This window comes from Streptomyces profundus (genome assembly GCF_020740535.1).
Taxonomy (GTDB): domain Bacteria; phylum Actinomycetota; class Actinomycetes; order Streptomycetales; family Streptomycetaceae; genus Streptomyces; species Streptomyces profundus.
The window spans coordinates 4,363,096-4,383,087 of sequence record NZ_CP082362.1; the positions used below are offsets into that span (position 1 = coordinate 4,363,096).

Genomic DNA, 19,992 nt, shown 5'->3' on the forward strand with positions numbered 1-19,992 from the left:
ATGCTGAGGGCATCCTCGCACCCGCCACTGACACCGCTCCGCGCCCCTGGTGCTTAATGATCTTGATTGGCCATATCTGACCAGATCTGATCGGTGGATGCCAGAGGGAGAGAAAGCGCATTCTTCACCTTCACTCCCATAGGCCGCACCGGATCCGCCCCACTCGCTCACCCGACTCCCTCTCCCGGCGCACCCCGACGGCACTTGACGGCACCCCCGACCGGCCCCGTGCGGCGGCCGATCGGGTCTGCCGTTGCCTCATCCGTTGCCTCATCCGTTCCCACATCCGTTCCCGCCGGATCGCCCCAGCGGAACCGAACCGGCCGATTCCGCGTCCAGACGGACATCGGCCCCGACCGGACCCACCCGGCCCGGCCACGGGAACGCGGCGTCCCGACCGAGTCGGCCCGCTCGTGCCGCCCCGCTGTCGGAGGGCGGCACTACAGTAGGGGGCTCAGATCTCGTCACCACCAGCGCAGCATCGAAGCATCAGGGAGCACACGTGCGGCCGGTAGGCAGCAAGTACCTGCTTGAGGAGCCGCTCGGGCGCGGTGCCACCGGCACCGTCTGGCGCGGTCGCCAGCGCGAGGCCGCCGGCGAGGACGCGGCGGTGGCCGGCCAGCCGGGCGAGCTGGTCGCGGTCAAGGTGCTCAAGGAGGAGCTGGCGCACGACCCGGACGTCGTGATGCGCTTCCTGCGGGAGCGCTCCGTCCTGCTGCGGCTGTCGGCGGCCAACCACGGCAACATCGTGCGCACCCGCGATCTGGTGGTCGAGGGCGAGCTGATAGCCCTGGTGATGGATCTGATCGACGGCCCCGACCTCCATCGCTACCTCTACGAGAACGGCCCGCTGAGCCCCATCGGCGCCGCCCTGCTGACCGCCCAGATCGCCGACGCGCTGGCCGCGGCGCACGGCAAGGGCATCGTCCACCGCGATCTCAAGCCGGCCAACGTGCTGCTCGCCGGCGGCCAGGACGGTCGTCCGCTGCGCCCGATGCTGACCGACTTCGGGATCGCCAGGCTCGCCGACTCCCCCGGGGTCACCCGGGCGCACGAGTTCGTCGGCACCCCGTCCTATGTGGCCCCCGAGTCGGCCGAGGGCCGCGAGCAGACGTCGGCCGTCGACGTCTACGGCGCCGGCATCCTGCTCTACGAGCTGGTCAGCGGGCAGCCCCCGTTCGGCGGTTCCAACACGCTCCAGGTGCTCCAGCGGCACATCAGCGAGCAGCCCAGGCAGCCCGACGGCCTGCCGGGTCCGCTGTGGACGGTCATCGACTGCTGCCTGCGGAAGTCCCCCGACGAGCGCCCCTCGGCGGCCAACCTCGCCCGCGCGCTGCGCACCGTCGCCGCCGGGATCAACGAGAACGCCACCCCCGAGCAGCGCAACGCGGCGCTCGGCGTCACCGCGCTGCTGCTGCCCGACGCCACCCCGGTCAAGGTCCCCGGCACCGGCATCAGCCCGCCCGGCTCCGCCGAGCCGACGCAGGTCATGCCCGGCGGCTCGGGCGGTGCCGGCCCGGGGGACGACGCCGGCGGCTTCGGCGTCGACCCCAACGCCTCGACCAGCCTGCTGCCCAGCGCCGGGAGCGGCGAGGGCGGGGATCCGGGGCTCGACACCACCCGCGCCATGCCCACCCAGGGGCCCGCGTCCGGGCAGCCGGCCGACGGCCCGCATCCCTGGGGGGACCAGATGCGCGCCGCCAGGGACCGCAACGAGCCGACCCGGGTGCAGCCGGCCCAGCAGGCGCAGGATCCGCTCCAGCGCCCGCCGCAGCGCCGTCCGCAGCGGCGCCCCCCGCAGCGGCCCCAGCCCCAGCGGCAGGAGGGCTACGGCTACCCGGCCCAGCAGCCGCCACCGCAGCACTACCAGCAGCCGCAGCAGTATCCGCAGCAACAGCAGTACCAGCGCCCGGCCCCGCCGCCCTATCAGGAGCCCCCGCCCCGGCGCGCGGCTACTCCGCGTGACGAGCGCGAGCCGCGCGGCCGGTCCCGCAGCGCCAACCCGATGCGGATCCCCGGGCTCGGCTGCCTCAAGGGCTGCCTGTTCATGGTGCTGATTCTCGTCGTGATCGGTTTTCTGGTCTGGAACTTCACCCCGCTCCAGGACTGGATCGCGGACGGCAGGAGTTTCTGGAACACCGTCACCGACTGGTTCGAGGACGCCGGGGAATGGCTCGGGCTCATCGACGAGGCGAGTGACAACGTCTCGGAGCTCCAGGAGGACCTCCCCTAATAGCGAATGCGCCGAAAGCCGCGCGGCGGCGTTTCCCGGGAATGGCGCGGGAGGCTTTTGGGGCGAAGTCGCGCCCAACACGTCGGCGGCCTCGGTGATTTATCGACTTCCCGTCAGATAATTTCGGCCGGACATGCCAGCAAACCCGGACAAGCCTGGCGTGCGGGGCCTGTGCCGAACCAAGCCGCGTCGTAGCCTCACGCCATGGCACGGAACATCGGCAGCCACTACACCGCCCACCGTGTGCTCGGCCGCGGCAGCGCCGGAACGGTGTGGCTCGGGGAGGGGCCCGACGGGCCCGTCGCGATCAAGGTGCTGCGAGAGGACCTCGCCGCCGACCCCGATCTGGCCGAGCGCTTCGCCCATGAGCGGCACGCGCTCCTCGGCCTCGAACACCCCCATGTCGTGGGGGTCCGTGAGCTGGTCATCGGCGACGCCCCCGGCCAGCCGGGGGGCGGCGACATCGCCCTGGTGATGGATCTGGTGCGCGGCCCCGACCTGCGGGCACACCTGGAGCGGGAGCGCCGGCTTGCGCCGGCCGAGGCGGTGGCCCTGACCGCCGGGGTGGCCAGCGGCCTCGCCGTGGCGCACGCCGCGGGCATCGTCCACCGGGACGTCAAGCCGGAGAACATCCTGCTCGACAACTCCCAGGAGCAACCGACCGCGCTGCTGACCGACTTCGGTGTCGCCAAGCTGATCGACGAGCCACGGCACGGCGGGCGGTCCGGGGTGGTCGGCACGCCCGACTACATGGCGCCCGAGATCGTGGAGGGCCTGCCGCCACGCGCGGCCGTGGACATCTACGCGCTGGTCACCGTGCTCTACGAACTGCTCGCCGGGTTCACCCCGTTCGGCGGCGGCCACCCGGGCGCGGTGCTCCGCCGGCAGGTCACGGAGAAGGCCGCCGAGCTGCCCGGGCTGCCCAGGGAGCTGTGGGAGCTGATCCAGCAGTGTCTGGCGAAGGCGCCCGCCTCCCGGCTGCGCGCCGCCGAGCTGGCCTCCCGGCTCCGCGAACTACAGCCCTCGCTGGCCGGACTGCCCCCGCTGGATCTGGGCGATCCCACCGAGGACGAGGAGCGGGCAGCTGTCGACGGCGTGGCCGGGGTCGGGGAGGCCGCCGAGCTGGCCGATGTGGGCGCGGGCACCACCCGGGCCGCCGTGCCCCTGGTGCGCGGCGCCGCCCCCGACTCGGAGCGCGCCACCCACACCCGGATGCGGGTGCCCGACGCCGACGAGCTGGCGGGGGGCGCCAACGGCACGGCCCGCGCGCCCCGCGCGCCCGGCCAGCCGCGCGCCGGTTCGGCGCGCAACGTCGTCAGCAACCGCCGCCGCCGGCGGCTCACGGTGACGCTGGCCGGCGCCGCCGTCCTGGCCGCGATCGGCGGTTGGCTGCTGTTCTCCGGCGACGGCGGCGACGGCGGTTCCGACGGCCGAGGCGCGGTCCCGACCGTGGTCAGCGGGGTGGACGAGCTCGACTGACCACCGTCCGGCCCCGACGCCGGAGCCGGGGCGGGAGAGCGCCGTTCGCCGGTGCGGTCGGGCGGCGGATCGCCGTGGTCGCCAGCGGTTACGCTGGGGGGGTGGCAGTCGTCGATGTTTCCGAAGCGCTGAAGTCCCTCACCTCCACCATGGAGTCCATCGAGGCCGTGATCGATCTCGACCGGATGCGGGCCGACATCGCCCAGCTCGAAGAGCAGGCGGCTGCGCCAAGCCTCTGGGACGACCCGGAGAGCGCCCAGCAGGTGACCAGCCGGCTGTCGTGGCTCCAGGGCCAGCTGCGCAAGGTCGAGGAGCTGCACTCGCGCATCGACGATGTCGAGGTGCTCTTCGAGCTGGCCGAGGACGAGGGCGACGCGGACGCCAGGCGGGAGGCCGAGGCGGAGCTGACGTCGGTGCGCAAGTCGGTGGACGAGCTTGAGGTGCGCACGCTCCTCTCCGGCGAGTACGACCCGCGCGAGGCCATGATCAGCATCCGCGCCGAGGCCGGCGGGGTGGACGCGGCGGACTTCGCCGAGCAGCTCCAGCGGATGTATCTGCGCTGGGCCGAGCGCAGGGGCTACCCCACCGAGGTCCTGGACACCTCCTACGCCGAGGAGGCGGGGATCAAGTCCACCACCTTCACGGTCAAGGCCCCCTACGCCTACGGCACGCTCTCCGTCGAGCAGGGCACCCACCGGATGGTGCGGATCTCCCCGTTCGACAACCAGGGGCGCCGCCAGACGTCGTTCGCCGGCGTCGAGGTGCTCCCGGTGGTGGAGCAGACGGACCACATCGAGATCCCGGAGAACGAGATCAGGGTGGATGTCTTCCGCTCCTCGGGCCCGGGTGGCCAGTCCGTCAACACGACGGACTCCGCCGTCCGCATCACGCACCTGCCGACCGGCATCGTGGTCTCCTGTCAGAACGAGAAGTCCCAGATCCAGAACCGCGCCGCCGCGATGCGCGTGCTCCAGGCGCGCCTCCTCGCACACCAACGCGCCGCCGAGCAGGCGAAGATGGACGCTCTCAAGGGCGACGGCGGAAACTCCTGGGGCAACCAGATGCGGAGTTACGTTCTCCAGCCGTACCAGATGGTCAAGGACCTGCGCACGGATCATGAAGTCGGAAACCCGCAGGGCGTGTTGGACGGGGATATCGACGAGTTCCTCGATGCGGGAATCCGCTGGCGTAAACAGCACGAGAAGTAACCTTCACACAACTCTTCACCTCTGGAAGCCACTTACCGGACATCCTGCTTGACGTGGGTGCTTTCAGAGGGAAAGCTGTTCGCTTGGTACGCCTGTCATCCGTGGGTGAGAGCTGCGCACGGGGCGCGCGAGAGCCAGGGTGAGTGCCCCGCACGGCCATCGCTCTTGCGTGAGACGGCTCCATTGACGGGACACTGTCACGAACCAAATAGCTACAGGGGGTAGTGAATAGATGGCCAGTCCCAAGACACGGGCCAACGTGGCGCGGGTGGCCGCAGCGGCTGTCTTCGCCGCCGGCGCCTCGCTCGCCGTGGTCGGCACCGCTTCGGCGAGCAACGGCTCCGCCAAGTCTCCGGCCGGTAGCCAGGATGTCACCATCGAGGGCGTCATCGACGGTCTTCTCGAAGGTGCCGTCGAGGGTGAGAGCGAGGGTCCGGGCGGCGACGAGCCGGGCGACCCCGAGGGCGTCGTCGATGGTCCTGGTGACCCCGAGGGTCCGGGCGACCCGGATGAGCCGGGTGACCCGGAGGGGCCTGAGGGCCCGGGCGACCCGGATGAGCCGGGTGACCCCGAGGGTCCTGAGGGCCCGGGCGACCCGGATGAGCCGGGTGACCCCGAGGGTCCCGAGGGTCCTGGCGACCCGGATGACCCGGACGACCCGGACGAGCCGGGCAGCCCGGAGGGGGTCACCACCGAGGGTGGCGGCAACGGTGGCCTTGAGCCCGACACCGAGGGGGGCAGCAGCCCCATCGAGCAGGACACTCCCACCGAGGACCTGACCGAGACCGAGGTGCCGGCGGAGGAGGAGCGCGGCGAGCTCGCCGAGACGGGTTCCTCCACCAACGAGACGCTGCTGATCATCGGTGCCGCCACCATGATCGCCGGTGGCGTCGGCTTCCGTTACCTTCCGCGTCTGATCAACAAGGGTGGCGCCGCCGCTGCCTGACGGCCGCGTCGACGCGCCCTGACACACGGCGACGGGCCCGGAACGCTCTGCGTTCCGGGCCCGTTCTCCGTGTCCTGTGCCGCCCCCTCCGGCGGCCCCTGGCTCAGGCCGGGCGGGCCACCAGAAGTGCCACGGCGGCCAACCCCAGCAGCAGGGCGATCAGCCCGGCCGGGCTGCCCAGCACGGCCCAGGGGTTCCGTTCCTGCCGGAGCCGCGCCAGCTCGGCGCGGCATACCGCGCACCGCCCCTCGCTCACCCGCCCCGCGCAGTTCGCGCACACCAGCCACTCGGCGGTCATGCGATCGTCTCCTCTCGATCCCCCCGTCACTCTCCACTGTGCCAGCAACGCGACGGGAACGCAGACCGCGTGCGGGGGGCGGGACGCCTATGAGGGGCCGAACGAAACCCCGACGGAAGCGCGATGGAACCCCGATGAAAACCAGACAAGAACGGGCAAGGGGGATGCCGTGGCGGGCGCCGACTGCGCGCCGAGCGGCGCTTCGCGTAGGGTCTGCCCCAGCGTGGGGAAGCCCCTCGCAGATACCCAGTCCCGACATGGTGTAACCGTGATTCGATTCGACAACGTCTCCAAGACATATCCCCGGCAGCAGGCGCCGGCGCTCAGCAGCGTCTCGCTGGAGGTCGAACGTGGCGAGTTCGTCTTCCTGGTGGGTTCGTCAGGCTCGGGCAAGTCCACCTTCCTGCGGCTGCTCCTGCGCGAGGAGCGTGCCTCCCAGGGCACCGTGCACGTGCTGGGCAAGGACCTGGGCCGGTTGTCCAACTGGAAGGTGCCCCAGGTGCGCCGTCAACTCGGGACCGTCTTCCAGGACTTCCGGCTGCTGCCCAACAAGACCGTGGGGGAGAACGTCGCGTTCGCCCTGGAGGTCATCGGCAAGCCGCGCGGCCAGATCCGCAAGACGGTGCCCGAGGTGCTGGACCTGGTCGGTCTGGGGGGCAAGGACGACCGGATGCCGGGCGAGCTCTCCGGCGGTGAGCAGCAACGCGTCGCGATCGCCAGGGCGTTCGTCAACCGTCCGATGCTGCTCATCGCGGACGAACCCACCGGCAACCTGGACCCGCAGACGTCCGTCGGCATCATGAAGCTGCTGGATCGCATCAACCGCACCGGGACCACGGTGATCATGGCGACCCATGACTCGCAGATCGTGGACCAGATGCGTAAGCGCGTGATCGAACTCGAACGTGGTCGGTTGGTCCGTGACCAGGTACGCGGCGTCTACGGCTACCAACACTGACTCGACCACTGAAAGGACGCCATGCGCGCCCACTTCGTCCTCTCGGAGATCGGGGTCGGTCTCCGTCGCAATCTCACGATGACCTTCGCGGTGATCGTCTCGGTCGCCCTCTCCCTGGCCCTGCTGGGAGGTGCGCTGTTGGCCAGGAAGCAGGTCAACAGCATGGAGGACTTCTGGTACGACCGGGTCGAGGTGTCGATCTTCCTCTGCAACGAGATCGACGCGGAGAACGACGCGGCCTGTTCCCGTGGGCCGGCGACCGACGAACAACGGGACGCGATGTTCGACGAGTTGAAGGAGCTTCCGCTCGTCGAGGAGGTGTACCACGAGTCCGCTGAGGAGGCCTACGACCGCTACCAGGAGCAGCAGGCCGACTCGCCGTTCGCGGCCGTGGTCACGCCCGAGCAGATGCAGCAGTCGCTCCGGGTCAAGCTGGAGGACCCGACCCAGTACGAGGTGATCTCCTCCGCCTACGCGGGCCGGGAGGGCGTGCAGTCGGTCACGGACCAACGCTCCCTGCTGGAGAACCTGTTCAACCTGTTGAACGGTGTGAACGTCGCGGCCCTGGGGCTGATGCTGCTGATGCTGGTGGTGGCCGTGCTGCTGATCGTGAACACGGTGCGGGTGTCCGCCTTCAGCAGACGGCGGGAGACCGGCATCATGCGGCTGGTGGGAGCGTCCAGCTTCTACATCCAGATGCCCTTCATCCTGGAGGCCACCATCGCGGGGCTGCTGGGCGCGCTCTTCGCCTGCCTGTTGCTCCTCGGGGTCTACTTCGCGATCGACAACTTCCTCGCCGAACGCATCCCGGTGATCGACTTCGTCGGCTGGGACGCGGTGTTCTCGGTGCTGCCCTATGTCCTCGCGGTCGGCGTGGCGATGCCGGCCCTTGCAGCATTCTTCGCGTTGTACAAGTACCTGAAGGTGTGATTCGGGTGTGACGTATCCCCGGTGCGCGCCGGATGTCAACTGCCGTGCGCGCGCCGGGGATGTCCTACACTCCGCAGCATGTCACGTCCGTCTCACCGTGGTTCGTCCCGGAGCGTCCGGAGTGGTGTGGCCCTGGCCTGTGTCTTCACCGGGGTGTTGGTGACCGGCGCGGCCACCGGGTCCTGGCCCGAGGGGGCCGACGGCGCCGAGTCGCGGGTCCTCGCCTCGGGCGCCCGCGCCAGCCTCAGCCACTCGGGCGGCGCCGCTTCGGCGGCCGAGGACGACGCCCGGCGGCTGGTGAGCACCCGCGGGGACCGCTGGTCCGCCGCCTATACCGCCGAGGAGTACGAGCGGCTGCGCCGTGGGCTCGAAGGCGAGTACGTCGGCACCGGGATAGCGGTGCTGCGCACCGCCGACGGCCGGATCGAGGTCGGCGAGGTGCACGAGGGCAGCCCGGCCGAGCGGGCCGGGGTCGCCCCGGGCGACGAGATCCTGGCCATCGACGGGGTGCCGCTGGCCGGCGGCCCCGTCACCGATGTGGTCGGCCGCCTGCGCGGCAGCGACCAGGCCGAGCAGGCGGGGCGCGGCAGCACGGTCCTGCTGGCGCTGGAGCGGGACGACCGCCGCTGGGATCTCCAGGTCGAGCGGGCCAGGCTCACCGTGCGCAGCGTCTCCGTTGCGGAGAGCGCCGATGGTGTCACCCGGATCGAGGTGAACTCCTTCACCCGGGGGGCGGCCGAGCTGCTGCGGGAGGCGGTGGCCGAGGTGCCGGACGGCGACGGGATCGTGCTCGACCTGCGCGGCAACGCGGGCGGGCTGCTCACCGAGGCGGCCGAGGCGGCCTCGGTCTTCCTGGACGGCGGCCTGGTGGCCACCTACGAGGTGTACGGCGACGAGCGCGCCCTGCACGCCGAGTCGGGCGGGGACACCGGGACCCCGCTGGTGGTGCTGGTGGACGGCGGCACGATGAGCTCGGCCGAGATGCTCACCGGCGCCCTCCAGGACCGCAACCGGGCGGTGATCGTCGGGGCCAGGACCTTCGGCAAGGGCACGGTGCAGATGCCGAGTGAGCAGCCGGACGGCTCGGTGGCCGAGCTGACCGTGGGGCACTACGTCACCCCCTCGGGCCGGACGGTCGACGAGGACGGGATCGTCCCCGATCTGGTGGTCGGCGCTGGGCAGGACGCGGAGGAGGAGGCCAGGACGGTGCTCGGCGGGCTGGACGCCGGGGGCTAGGCCCCGGGCCGGTGCCGGGCCGGAAAATCCGCGGGGCCGGCCGCGGCGGATGGGTAGACTTGGCGGGCCATGGCTAAGGAAAAGGGTCGCAAACTCATCGCGCAGAACAAGCGAGCGCGGCATGACTACCAGATTCTGGATACCTATGAGTGCGGTCTGGTACTGACCGGCACCGAGGTCAAGTCGCTGCGCGCCGGCCGCGCCTCGCTGGTGGACGGCTTCGGCCAGCTGGACGGGGACGAGGTCTATCTGCACAACGTGCACATCCCGGAGTACGCGCAGGGCACGTGGACGAACCACACCGCCCGGCGCAAGCGCAAGCTGCTGCTGCACCGCGCGGAGATCGACAAGCTGATCGGCAAGCTCCAGGAGTCGGGTCTGACCCTGGTGCCGCTCGCGCTGTACTTCTCGAACGGTCGGGCCAAGGTCGAGATAGCGCTGGCCAGGGGCAAGCGCGAGTACGACAAGCGGCAGACGCTGCGCGAGAAGCAGGACAGCAGGGAGGCGGAGCGCGTGATGTCGGCGGTCCGCCGCCGGGAGCGCGGCTGACGCCCGTAGCGCTATACTGGACGACGGAGCACAGCGCACGAGCCGGGCGCCGGGATGAGCCGAGACGAGTGGGAAGCTCCTCGGGAAGTCTTTCGCCGGTTCGTTTGTTAACTCAACATGGGGATGATCGGTTTCGACAGCGAATGTTGAAGCAGGGGAAGCGAGCCGAGGAAGCGGCAATGATCTCGTTAACCATATGTCGCAAAAAATAATCGCCGATTCCAAGCGCGATTCCTTCGCCCTCGCTGCCTAAGTAGCGAACGCGAAGTGTCAGTCCGGGCTTGTTCCCGTCCCGGGTCCTGGCATCAGCTAGGGGACTCACCACTCACTCCGGTCACGGGAGTTGAGTGGGACATCACACAGTGACTGAGCCCGTCGGAGACTTGTCCGCGTGATCTCCGGGGCCGAGAAAATCGCAGCGGACTGCGCTCGGAGAAGCCCTCCTTTTGCTTCGTTGGACGCGGGTTCGATTCCCGCCATCTCCACCTCAGTGCCCGCCCGGTAGCCCCGGGTGGGCGTGGCCCCGACCCGGTGCTCCGGGTCGGGGCTCTTCTGTGTCGATAACGTGTCCGGATTTGTGTCGAGAGTGTGTCCTGAGCCGTCCGACGGCCCGCCCGCCCTCGCATCGGGGGCCTTATCTCCGCGCGCGCCCGGCTTTTGACAGTGTGGCCGGGTAAGGTCGCGCCCATGGCGAACAGCGGATCGGGATGGATTCCCTCGCGCGCGTCCGGGAGTTGGCGGAGTCACCGTCTTACCCTCATCGGCGGCGCGGCGCTGGTGACGGTGCTGGCCGTGGGGGCGGTGCTGCTACTGCGCGGCGGCGGCGGGGACAACGGCGACGAGCGGGCTCGGGTGGCCGCCCAGGAATTCCTGGACGCCTGGGCCGAAGGGGAGTTGGCGCGGGCCGCCGAGGTCACGGACGATCCGGCGGAGGCCGAGTCCCTGTTGGAGTCGGTGATGTCCAACACCGCCCCGGAGGAGATCTCGTTCGAGGTCGGCGACGACAGCGCGCCCTCGGACGCGGCGCGGGCCCCGGACGGCGCGCGGGCGGTGCCGTTCACCGCCCGGTTCACGCTCGCCGGTCTCGGGGAGTGGTCCTACGAGGGCGAGGCCCTGGCGGTGCCGGGGGAGGGCGAGGCCTGGTCGCTGCGCTGGGAGTCGGCGCTGCTGCACCCGGATCTGGTGGAGGGCCAGACCCTGGTCAACACCGTGCTGTGGCCGGAGCGCGCGCCCATCCTGGCGGCCGACGAGAGCCCGCTCGCCGATCGTGCCCCCGTGTGGGAGATCAGCATATGGCCCGCCCAACTCACCGACGAGGAGCGGGCCTGGAGCGTGCTGGACGAGCTGGACGCCGGGATAGACGTGGCGGCGCTGGGCGAGCGGGTCGCCGAGGCGGAGCCCGACCAGGCGGTGCCGGTCGTCACGGTGCGCGAGGAGGTCTACGCGGCGCATGCCGAGGAGTTGCTCCCGGTGCCCGGGCTCCAGTTCGCCGAGCGGGAGCGGACGTTGGCGTTGGCCGCGCGCGCGGTGGTCGGGAGCGTCGATCCGGAGACGGGCGAGGGCACTTCGGGGTTGCAGTCGCGGTATCAGGAGGTGCTCGCCGGCACGCCGGGCGGCCGGTTGGTGATCGCCGACCGCACCACGGGCGTGGCGGTGCGCACCCTTGAGGAGCGGGAGGGCGAGGCGGGGCTGCCCGTCGCCACCACCATCGATCCGGAGGTCCAGCGGGCGGCGGAGGAGGCCCTCGCCGGCGCGGACAAGGAGGGTTCCATCGTGGCGATCCGGTCCTCGACGGGTGAGGTGCTGGCGGCGGCCGACGCCCCTACTGGCGGGTTCGAGCGTTCCCTCCAGGGGCAGTTGCCCCCGGGCTCCACGTTCAAGGTGATCACCGCGGCGCATCTGCTGGAGAGCGGGGTGGCGGTGGACGATCCGCTGGGCTGCCCCCGCTATGTCACGGTCAACGGCCAACGCTTCGAGAACCAGGGCGAGTTCGAGCTGGCCGACGACACCGACCTGCACGACGCCTTCACCGCGTCGTGCAACACCGCCTTCATCGGCCAGCTGGACCGCTTCGAGCCCGGCTCGTTGGGCGAGACCGCGCAGGCGTTCGGCATCGGCGGCACGTGGGATGTGGGCGCAGCCACGTTCGACGGCGCGGTGCCGGTCAGCGAGGAGGACAACCAGCTGGCCGCCTCGTTGATCGGGCAACACCAGGTGCTGGCCAGCCCGTTGGGGATGGCCTCGGTCGCCGGGACGGTCGCCGCCGGCGGGTTCCACCAGCCGGTGCTGGTGCCCGAGGCGGTCGAGGCGCCGCACACTCCGGCCGTCGAGCTGTCCGAGGCGACCTTCGAGGCGCTGCGCGGACTGATGCGGGACACGGTGACGGAGGGCTCCGCCTCGGCGCTCGCCGATGTGCCGGGGGAGCCGCACGGCAAGACCGGCACCGCCGAGTTCGAGAACGAGGAGGGCGAGGTGGCCACCCACGCCTGGATGATCGGCTATCTGGGAGCGGAGGATGTGGCGTTCGCGGTGATGTTGGAGGACGGCGGTTCGGGCGGCCGGGACGCCGGCCCGCTGGCGGCCGACTTTCTGAACGGGTTCGTCGAGCGGCGCTGAGGCGCGTCGGCCCCGTGGCGCCGCCGGGCCAGGATCAGCAGGCCACCGGCCGTGGCGAGCAGCGGGGGAAGCCCGTCGGCGGACGCGGCCTCCTGGCGTCGTCGGGCGTCGGAGTAGGAAGGACCAGGCATGTCCCACAGCCTGGCTCGGGGCCCCTGCCGGCGTCCAACACCAGGTCAGCGGGCATTCACCGGGCTGTGGTGTGAATCGCGGGCAGGCGTCAGACTGGAGGGATGGCACAGGACACCGATCCCAGGCTGCTGCGCTCGTTCGTCGCGGTCGCCGAGGAGCTGCACTTCACCAGGGCCGCCGCCCGGCTCTTCGTCGCGCAGCAGGCGTTGAGCCGCGATATCGCCCGGCTGGAGCGCGCGTGGGAGACGACGCTCTTCGTCCGCAGCACCCGCAGGGTCGCGCTCACCCCCGCGGGGACGCGGCTGCTGCCGTTGGCCCGCGAGGTGTTGGCGGGCCACGCCAGGCTGGCGGCCGAGGTGGGGCGGGGCGAGCGCCGGCCTCTGGTGGTCGACGTCGCCGCGCCGGGCGCCACCGGCCATCGGGTGCTGGACGCCGCGCGCGAGGCGGCGCCCGAGGTGGAGTTCGTCGCCCGCTTCCGCAGCGGCCTGGCCGGCGCGGCGCTCGAAGTGCTGGACGGCCGGCTTGACGTCTCCTTCGGCCGGGTCGCCGGCCTCGCGCCGGCGCCGCGCGCCGAGTTGGCGCACCGCCTCATCCGCTTCGAGCGGCTCGCGGTGCTGCTGCCCGTCGGGCACCGGCTGGCCGAGCTGCCCCGGCTCCCGCTGGCCGCGCTGGCCGGCGAGACGATCTACGCGGCGGCCGGCAACCAGGACACCACGGAGTGGACGGACTACGCGAGGACGCTCTTCGCCGCCTGGGACATCCGGCTGGCCGCGCCCTTCCCCAAGGTCGAGGGGGACGCTGAGTTCAGCCGGACGGTGCTCAGGCAGGGCTGGTCGGTGCTGATCAACGACGCCTTCATGGAGATTCCCGGCACGGTGGCCCGCCCCCTGGTCGATCCCGTGCCGCTCTCCCCGGTGTCCATGGTGTGGCGACGGGGGACGCGGCATCCGGGCCTGACGGTGCTGCTGGAGCAGGCCGGGCTGCTGGGCGCGGCGGAGGGCTGGTCGCACCGGCCGTCGGACCACTGGCTGCCCGAGGCGGACCGCGCGCTGCTCGCCGAGGCCGGAGCGCTCGGCTGAGGGGGCCGCCCGCGGGCCCGGGGGGTCAGCTGGTGAGCCAGCCCTGGGCCGCCGCCCGCACGCCCGCCTGGAAGCGGTTGGTGGCGTCCAGACGCTCCATCAGCTGGGCCACCACGCGGCTCACCGACCGCTGTGAGAGGCCGAGGCGTTCGGAGATCTCGTCGTTGGAGAGCCCGGCCGCCATCATCAGCAGCACATCGCGGTCCAGGCCCACGGGGGCGCTGGCCGCGCGGTCCGGCTCGGGGGGCTGCTCCGTGAACTCCTGCGCCTCGCTCCAGCAGAGGTGGAAGAACTGCCGGGCGTAGCCGACCACCGCCAGGTCGCGGACCAGGGCCACGCCGGCGGCCGTGTTGTCGATGTCCAGTGGCAGCACGGCCACGTCGCCGTCGTAGATCAGGAGGCGGGACGCCAGGACGCCGGTGGTGCGGGCCTCGCATCCGGCGGCGGCCAACCGCTCCACCTGGAGCGCCGTGGCGCGGTGCCGGCGGGCCGCGTGCTGGTAGAGGGAACGGATCCGCACGCCGCGTCGGAGGAGCCCGAGGCTGGACGGCAGCGAGGCACGCAGAGCCTCCTCCGGTTGGCCGCCGCCCGGGACGAGGGCGTCGAGGGACTCGGTGCAGGTGCGGGCCAGGTCGTCGATGACGGCGCGGATGTTCTCGATGCCCTCGACCACCTCGATGCTGCTCCTGGCCGACCGCAGCGAGCGGGCCTGGAGGTAGTCCCCGGAGAGGGCGTGCAGCCGTTCCCTGGTGGCGGCCATCGCCACCCGCCGTTCCAGGATGGCGCCCTCGACCGGCGCCAGCAGGGACTCGGCGGCGTTCTCCGGGTTGATGGCCACCCAGCCGCCGCCGGGCGAGGGCTGGAGGAGGCCGAGCCGGGCGAGCCGTCGTTCGGCGTCCAGCACCTCCTCCACCGTCAGCTCCAGGAGCCCGGCCAACTCGGCGGCGTCGGCCGTGGGGTGGGTGACCCGGAGTTGGTAGATCCGTACCGTGGTGGCGTCGATCTCGTGGTCGATCACGTCAGTCGCTTCCCTGTCGGGACAACCTGTGCTGGGGCAACAGAGGTTCGAAGACAGTTGGGGTAGGACAGTCGAGGACGGTCGCTTGCGGGACTCTGGCGGGACTCTTGCGGGAATGGGGAGGTAGGGGACGGTCGGTGGGGGAGTGACGCGCGGGCCCGGGGGCGTGGAGCGCGCAGGGGTCAGGTGAGCCAGCCCTGGAGCGCCGCCCGCGCCCCGGCCTGGAACCTGCTGTCGGCGCCGAGGCGTTCCATCAGCCTGGCGACGATCCTGCTGACCGACCGTGGTGACATGCCGAGTTGGTGGGCGATGGCCTCGTCCTTCTTGCCGGCGGCCATCAACACCAGGACGTCCCGCTCCACATCGCTGGGCTCGCTGCCCGAGCGTTGGTCCTCCTCGGCGAAGTCGATCGCGCGGTCCCAGTAGTGCTCGAAGAGCTGCTGAAGGAAGTTGAGCACGGCGGGAGCCCGCACCAGGGCGACGCCCGCTGCCGTGTGCAGTGGATCGATCGGCAGGACCGCGCAGCTGGCATCGTAGATCAGCATCCGGGAGGGCAGCACGCTGGCACTGCGCACCTGCGCACCGGCGCCCACCAGGGTCGCCGCGTAGACCACGGTGGCCCGGTGCTTGCGCGCGGTGTGCTGGAACAGCATGCGGGTCTTCACCCCGCGTTCGAGCGTCTCCAGGTCCAGCGGGGTGGCCGCGCGGATGGCGCCCTCCGGCTGGCCGCCGCCCGGGACGAGGGCGTCGAGGGTCTCGGTGCAGGTGCGGGCCAGGTCGTCGATGACGGCGCGGATGTTCTCGATGCCCTCGACGACCTCGATGCTGCTCTTGGCCGAGCGCATCGAGCGCGCCTCCAGGTAGTCGCCGGAGAGCGCGTGCAGCCTGGCCCTGGTCGCGGCCATCGCGATCCGCCGCTGGAGGATGTCCTGTTCGAGCGGCGCCAACAGGGCGTCGGCCGCGCTCTCCGGGCTGATGGCCACCCGGCCGCCGCTGGGCGAGGTGCGCAACAGGCCAAGTGTGAAGAGGCGTTCCTCGGACGAGGCGACCTCGTCCTCGGTCAATCCGGCGCGGGTCGCGATCTGACCCACGGAATCTGTGGGATGGATCACGCGCAGCCGGTAGACTCGGGTCGCCGCTGCGTCTATTTCGCCGGATTCGTGCACGCTCTTCTTCCTCGAACGACGTCGGCCAGCCCCTTGGCGTCAACTTGACAGGCGAGATGATGCCACAGTGACTCTATCGACTTCTCCGTGAATGCTCGTGAGCATGATTGCGCCAGCATGCCACTCATGTTCGTCTATGTGGACACGGAAGAGGGAACCCGTGAAGAAGTTTGCTCTCGCCCTTAGCGCAGCCCTTTTGGCCGTGGCTGTGTCCGGAGGAGTAGCCGTCGCTCAGGGCTCCGCCTCGGAATCCAGTTCGACCCAGGCCATCTCCACTCTCAACATCTGGGCCTGATCGGGGCTCTCGGAGGGTCCGCGTGAGCAGCGAGGGCGGCATGACCAAGCCACCGGCGCCGATGGCGGTGCTGCTCAGCCCGCGGCGATCCGTGGTCGAGGCCGCCAGCGCTGTCGGTGCTCGCAGCCTGGTCCTCGCGCCGGACCTTTCGAGCCCCGATGTCCGGGAGGCCGTGGAACTGGCCGACGAGGCCATGACCGTGGAGTGGTCCGACCACTCGCGGTTGATGATGTCCATCGGCCATCTCGCGAACCTTCCCGCCAGGATCTCCGTCTTCGGGTTCGCCGAGGCCAGCGCGCTCGCGGCGGCCAGGGCCAACGAGGTGCTGCGTTTTCCTGGCAATCCCCATGCGGCCGTCGCGTACCTCACGGACAAGGCGGCCCTGCGTGGCAAGGTCAACCAGCTCACCGGTGCCCCCGTCCGGTTCGAGCAGTGCGACCGCGCCGCACACCTGGAAGCCGCCGCCGCGCGTGTGGGCTTTCCCTGTGTGGCCAAGCCACGCACCGGGTTCGGCGGCCAGGGCGTCCATCTGCTGCGTGACGCGGCGGACGCGGCGCTCCTGGCCGCCGGACTGGCGGCCGAGCCCGCCCTGATCGTCGAGGAGTTCCTGGAAGGCCCCGAGTTCAGCGTGGAGGCCCACTCCAGGGCCGGCACGCACACGATCCTGGCGGTGTCCAGGAAGTACACCTCCGGCATACCGGAGGGCACCGAGACGGGCTACGACCTGCCGGCGGAACTGGATGAGGAAACGACTCAGCAGATCCACCAGTTGGTGGTGGCCACCCTCAACACCGCGGGGCACCGCAGCGGCCCCTCCCAGACCGAGGTGATCCTCACCAAGGCGGGGCCACGCCTGATCGAGTCGCACGCCCACCCCGGTGAGGACTGGATCAGCGACCTGCTGTTGCTGGCCGAGGGCCCCGACCTCGCGGCCCTCGCCATCGCCACCGCGCTCGATCTGCCCCAGCCGGCCAGCCAACCGCCGCGCCGCTATGCGGGCATCCGTCAACTGCGTCTGCCGCCAGGGGTGTTGGCGGCAGTGGAGGGCGTCAGCGAGGCGTTGGCGCTGCCCGGGGTGACCGGGGTCGAGATCTCCGTCCCCCTGGGCGGCCATGTTCCGGAGACCACCAGCCGGGTCGCCGGACATGGCTGCGTCACCGCGGTCAGCGACGGGCCCCAGGCGCTGGAAGCCGTGCTCAGAAAGGCACAGGACACCCTGCGGCCGATCGTGGTGCCCGTGTCCGCAAGCGAGGAGGAGCACTCTGCTGCCTGAGCTGTCCCGCCCGCTGGTGCCGCCGAGCAGCCCGGCCCCGCGCGCGGATCTGCTGCTCCCCTTCCACGGTGTTCTCGCACGTCCCTTCGACCGTGCCAGCTACTACGTGCTGGAGCGGATGGACGCGGTGGGAGCCGTGGAACAGCGGGGTGTGATCGGCGCGTTGAGCCTACTGGGGGTGGAGAGCGGGCACGTCCTGCGCCATCAGCAGGTGGGCGAGTCCGCCGTCCGGCTCCAGGCCAGGCTGCTCAAGGAGCGCGGCGGCAGCGTCGATCCGCTGCTGTTGGCCGCGCCCAGCCTGGGCGCCTTCCGCGTCTGCGTCGAGGAGACCGTGCGCCGGCCGGCCGACGAGGAGTTGGGCACCCCGGAGGGCGGCGTGCAGCGGCTCTGGGTGTGCGACGCGTCCTGGGCGCTCGATCCGCCCCCGCTGCCCCCGCTGCTGCTGGCCGACGGCCACCACCGGCTTGAGGCCGCGCGCCGGCTGTACCGCGCGCATCCGGGCGCGGTGGGGGACCGGCTGCTGGCCCTGGTCGTCGACTACCGGCAGTACCCGTTGACGCTGTCGGCCACCCACCGCGTGGTGCCGGGGCTCGACCTGGACCGGGCGGTGCGCTCCGCCGCCCGGATCGCCCGGGTGCGTGAACTGCCGCCCGCCCAGCGGCCGGTGCCCCTCCCGGGCACCTACCTGCTGACCGGGCACGGGCGGATCTGGGGCCTGTCGGAGATCTCACCGGTCGCCCTCGCCGGCCGGCTGCGCGCGCTGCCGGCCGAGTGGGTCGAGCTGCCGGCGGCGATCAGCGACCATGTGCTGATCCCGGCGCTCTGCGAGGACCAGCAGCTGATGCCGATACCCCGCTACACCAGCCAGTACCCGGCGTCCGACGAGGTGGGGCTGATCCTGCCGCCGCCCACCTGGGACCAGATCTGGGCGGGCGCCGCCAGCGGCGCCGGGATGCCGCCGAAGAGCACCCATCTGGGTCCTTCGCCGGTCAGCGGCGGCCCGCTGGACCGTCCCGGCTGAGCCGGGCGGCCCCCGGTGTTCTCACGTGGGGTCGGGCCGCCGGGTGAGACCGAGGTTTCGTCCACGTCACCTCCCGCCAACAGCCCGGAAGCGCGGCGTTCCTAACTTCGGCGGTACGACCCACCGGACCCGGATGTCGCTGGAGGCGCCATGACAGTCACCCAACCGAAGTCCGCCCGCCGTGGTGGGCGTTGGATCGAGGAGTGGGATCCCGAGGACGAGCACTTCTGGCGCACCAGGGGCGAGCCGATCGCCCGCCGGAACCTGGCGTTCTCCATCCTCTCCGAGCACATCGGCTTCTCCATCTGGACGCTGTGGTCGGTGCTGGTGCTCTTCATGGGCGACGAGTACGGCATCGACGCGGCGGGGAAGTTCTTCCTGGTCTCGGTGGCGACCCTGGTGGGCGCGGTGGTCCGGGTGCCCTACACGTTCGCCGTCGCGCGGTTCGGCGGGCGCAACTGGACGGTGGTCTCCGCCTCGTTGCTGCTGCTGCCGACCGTCGCGGCGTGGGTGGTGATGGAGCCAGGCACCTCGTACAGCACGTTCCTGTGGGTCGCCGTCCTCACCGGCGTCGGCGGGGGCAACTTCGCGTCCTCGATGACCAACATCAACGCGTTCTTCCCGCTGCGTAAGAAGGGCTGGGCGCTGGGCCTGAACGCGGGCGGCGGCAACATCGGGGTGCCCGTGATCCAGCTGGTCGGCCTGCTGGTGATCGCGGTCGTCGGGGACGGCAGCCCCCGGGTGCTGCTCGCCGTGTACGCGCCGCTGATCGTGCTGGCCACGGTGCTGGCCTGGCGCTACATGGACAATCTCGCGCCGGTCACCAACGACACCGGGGCCGCCCGCGAATCGGTCCGGGACGCGCACACCTGGATCATGTCGTTCCTGTACATCGGCACCTTCGGCTCCTTCATCGGCTACAGCTTCGCGTTCGGCCTGGTGCTCCAGAACCAGTTCGACCGGACCCCGTTGCAGGCCGCCTCGATCACCTTCGTCGGGCCGCTGCTCGGCTCGTTGGTGCGGCCGATCGGCGGTCTGGCGGCCGACCGGTTCGGCGGCGCGCGGATCACCCTGGCCACCTTCGTCGGCATGGCGGTGGCCACCGGCGTGGTGATCGCGGCCTCGCGGGCCGAGTCGCTGCCCGTCTTCCTCGTCGGCTTCACCGCGCTCTTCGTGCTCAGCGGCGTCGGCAACGGATCGACGTACAAGATGATTCCGGGGATCTACCAGGCCAAGGCCAGGTCCCTCGGCCTGACCGGGGACGCGGCGGCGGCCTACGGGCGCCGGCTCTCCGGCGCCGCGATCGGCCTGATCGGCGCGGTGGGCGCGCTGGGCGGCCTCGGCATCAACCTCGCCTTCCGGCAGTCCTTCCTCGCCACCGGCTCGGGCGCGAGCGCGTTCACCGCGTTTCTCGCCTTCTACGCCGCGTGTTCCGTCGTCACCTGGGCCGTATACCTGCGCGGCGGCGGCCGGTCGGGGGCGTCGGCCGGCGGCCGGGTCGCCGCCGGGAGTCGGTCCAGCGAGGAGCCCGCCTACGTGGGGGTGTGAGCCCGGC

Annotated in this window: 16 protein-coding genes and 1 other RNA gene; 14 read left to right on the forward strand and 3 right to left on the reverse strand. The window is 71.4% G+C overall.

Annotated features, from left to right (window positions below; genetic code table 11):
* Positions 1 to 502: 502 nt before the first annotated feature.
* The 4 genes from K4G22_RS19305 to K4G22_RS19320 all read left to right on the forward strand — a co-directional run bounded on the left by K4G22_RS19305 (position 503) and on the right by K4G22_RS19320 (position 5,866).
* Positions 503 to 2,233 (forward strand): serine/threonine-protein kinase, encoded by a 1,731-nt coding sequence (locus K4G22_RS19305; protein ID WP_228081535.1) that lies wholly within the window; start codon positions 503 to 505, stop codon positions 2,231 to 2,233.
* A 204-nt stretch (positions 2,234 to 2,437) separates the two neighbouring features.
* Positions 2,438 to 3,712, forward strand: a complete 1,275-nt coding sequence (locus K4G22_RS19310) for a serine/threonine-protein kinase (protein WP_228081536.1) — start codon at positions 2,438 to 2,440, stop codon at positions 3,710 to 3,712.
* A 101-nt stretch (positions 3,713 to 3,813) separates the two neighbouring features.
* Complete coding sequence (gene prfB, locus K4G22_RS19315) at positions 3,814 to 4,920, forward strand: peptide chain release factor 2 (RefSeq protein WP_228081537.1); 1,107 nt, start codon at positions 3,814 to 3,816, stop codon at positions 4,918 to 4,920.
* Positions 4,921 to 5,152: 232 nt separating this feature from the next.
* Complete coding sequence (locus K4G22_RS19320; RefSeq protein ID WP_228081538.1) at positions 5,153 to 5,866, forward strand: LPXTG cell wall anchor domain-containing protein; 714 nt, start codon at positions 5,153 to 5,155, stop codon at positions 5,864 to 5,866.
* 103 nt (positions 5,867 to 5,969) lie between these two features.
* Here the strand turns inward: K4G22_RS19320 and K4G22_RS19325 are convergent, their stop codons facing one another.
* Positions 5,970 to 6,164, reverse strand: coding sequence for a hypothetical protein (locus K4G22_RS19325; RefSeq protein ID WP_228081539.1), 195 nt, complete (start codon positions 6,162 to 6,164; stop codon positions 5,970 to 5,972).
* Positions 6,165 to 6,432: 268 nt separating this feature from the next.
* On the opposite strand from K4G22_RS19325, the gene ftsE reads away from it, so the two are divergent.
* The 7 genes from ftsE (at position 6,433) to K4G22_RS19360 (ending at position 13,664) form a co-directional block, all read left to right on the forward strand.
* A complete protein-coding gene (ftsE, locus tag K4G22_RS19330) occupies positions 6,433 to 7,122 on the forward strand; it encodes a cell division ATP-binding protein FtsE (RefSeq protein ID WP_228081540.1) in 690 nt (229 codons plus the stop codon).
* 21 nt (positions 7,123 to 7,143) lie between these two features.
* Positions 7,144 to 8,052: a permease-like cell division protein FtsX gene (gene ftsX, locus K4G22_RS19335; protein ID WP_228081541.1), complete on the forward strand. Its 909-nt coding sequence runs from the start codon at positions 7,144 to 7,146 to the stop codon at positions 8,050 to 8,052.
* 78 nt (positions 8,053 to 8,130) lie between these two features.
* Entirely contained in the window at positions 8,131 to 9,288 is a 1,158-nt protein-coding gene (locus K4G22_RS19340) for a S41 family peptidase (protein ID WP_228081542.1), read from the forward strand.
* 69 nt (positions 9,289 to 9,357) lie between these two features.
* The gene (smpB, locus tag K4G22_RS19345; protein WP_228081543.1) at positions 9,358 to 9,837 is read left to right on the forward strand and encodes an SsrA-binding protein SmpB; all 480 of its coding nucleotides are present in this window, start codon (positions 9,358 to 9,360) and stop codon (positions 9,835 to 9,837) included.
* 119 nt (positions 9,838 to 9,956) lie between these two features.
* Positions 9,957 to 10,325, forward strand: a transfer-messenger RNA (tmRNA) gene (ssrA, locus tag K4G22_RS19350).
* A gap of 199 nt (positions 10,326 to 10,524) precedes the next feature.
* A complete protein-coding gene (locus tag K4G22_RS19355; protein ID WP_228081544.1) occupies positions 10,525 to 12,453 on the forward strand; it encodes a penicillin-binding transpeptidase domain-containing protein in 1,929 nt (642 codons plus the stop codon).
* Positions 12,454 to 12,686: 233 nt separating this feature from the next.
* Positions 12,687 to 13,664: a LysR family transcriptional regulator gene (locus K4G22_RS19360; protein WP_228081545.1), complete on the forward strand. Its 978-nt coding sequence runs from the start codon at positions 12,687 to 12,689 to the stop codon at positions 13,662 to 13,664.
* A gap of 25 nt (positions 13,665 to 13,689) precedes the next feature.
* Here the strand turns inward: K4G22_RS19360 and K4G22_RS19365 are convergent, their stop codons facing one another.
* On the reverse strand, positions 13,690 to 14,682 hold the full coding sequence (locus K4G22_RS19365) for a helix-turn-helix domain-containing protein (protein WP_228081546.1): 993 nt from the start codon (positions 14,680 to 14,682) through the stop codon (positions 13,690 to 13,692).
* A 182-nt stretch (positions 14,683 to 14,864) separates the two neighbouring features.
* A complete protein-coding gene (locus tag K4G22_RS19370) occupies positions 14,865 to 15,794 on the reverse strand; it encodes a helix-turn-helix domain-containing protein (protein ID WP_228081547.1) in 930 nt (309 codons plus the stop codon).
* 371 nt (positions 15,795 to 16,165) lie between these two features.
* Here K4G22_RS19370 and K4G22_RS19375 point away from each other — a divergent pair, with 371 nt between their 5' ends.
* From K4G22_RS19375 to K4G22_RS19385, 3 genes are all read left to right on the forward strand, one after another.
* The gene (locus tag K4G22_RS19375; RefSeq protein WP_228081548.1) at positions 16,166 to 17,416 is read left to right on the forward strand and encodes an ATP-grasp domain-containing protein; all 1,251 of its coding nucleotides are present in this window, start codon (positions 16,166 to 16,168) and stop codon (positions 17,414 to 17,416) included.
* 16 nt (positions 17,417 to 17,432) lie between these two features.
* Positions 17,433 to 18,437: a DUF1015 family protein gene (locus tag K4G22_RS19380; protein ID WP_228081549.1), complete on the forward strand. Its 1,005-nt coding sequence runs from the start codon at positions 17,433 to 17,435 to the stop codon at positions 18,435 to 18,437.
* Positions 18,438 to 18,587: 150 nt separating this feature from the next.
* The gene (locus K4G22_RS19385; RefSeq protein ID WP_228081550.1) at positions 18,588 to 19,985 is read left to right on the forward strand and encodes a nitrate/nitrite transporter; all 1,398 of its coding nucleotides are present in this window, start codon (positions 18,588 to 18,590) and stop codon (positions 19,983 to 19,985) included.
* Positions 19,986 to 19,992: the final 7 nt, after the last annotated feature.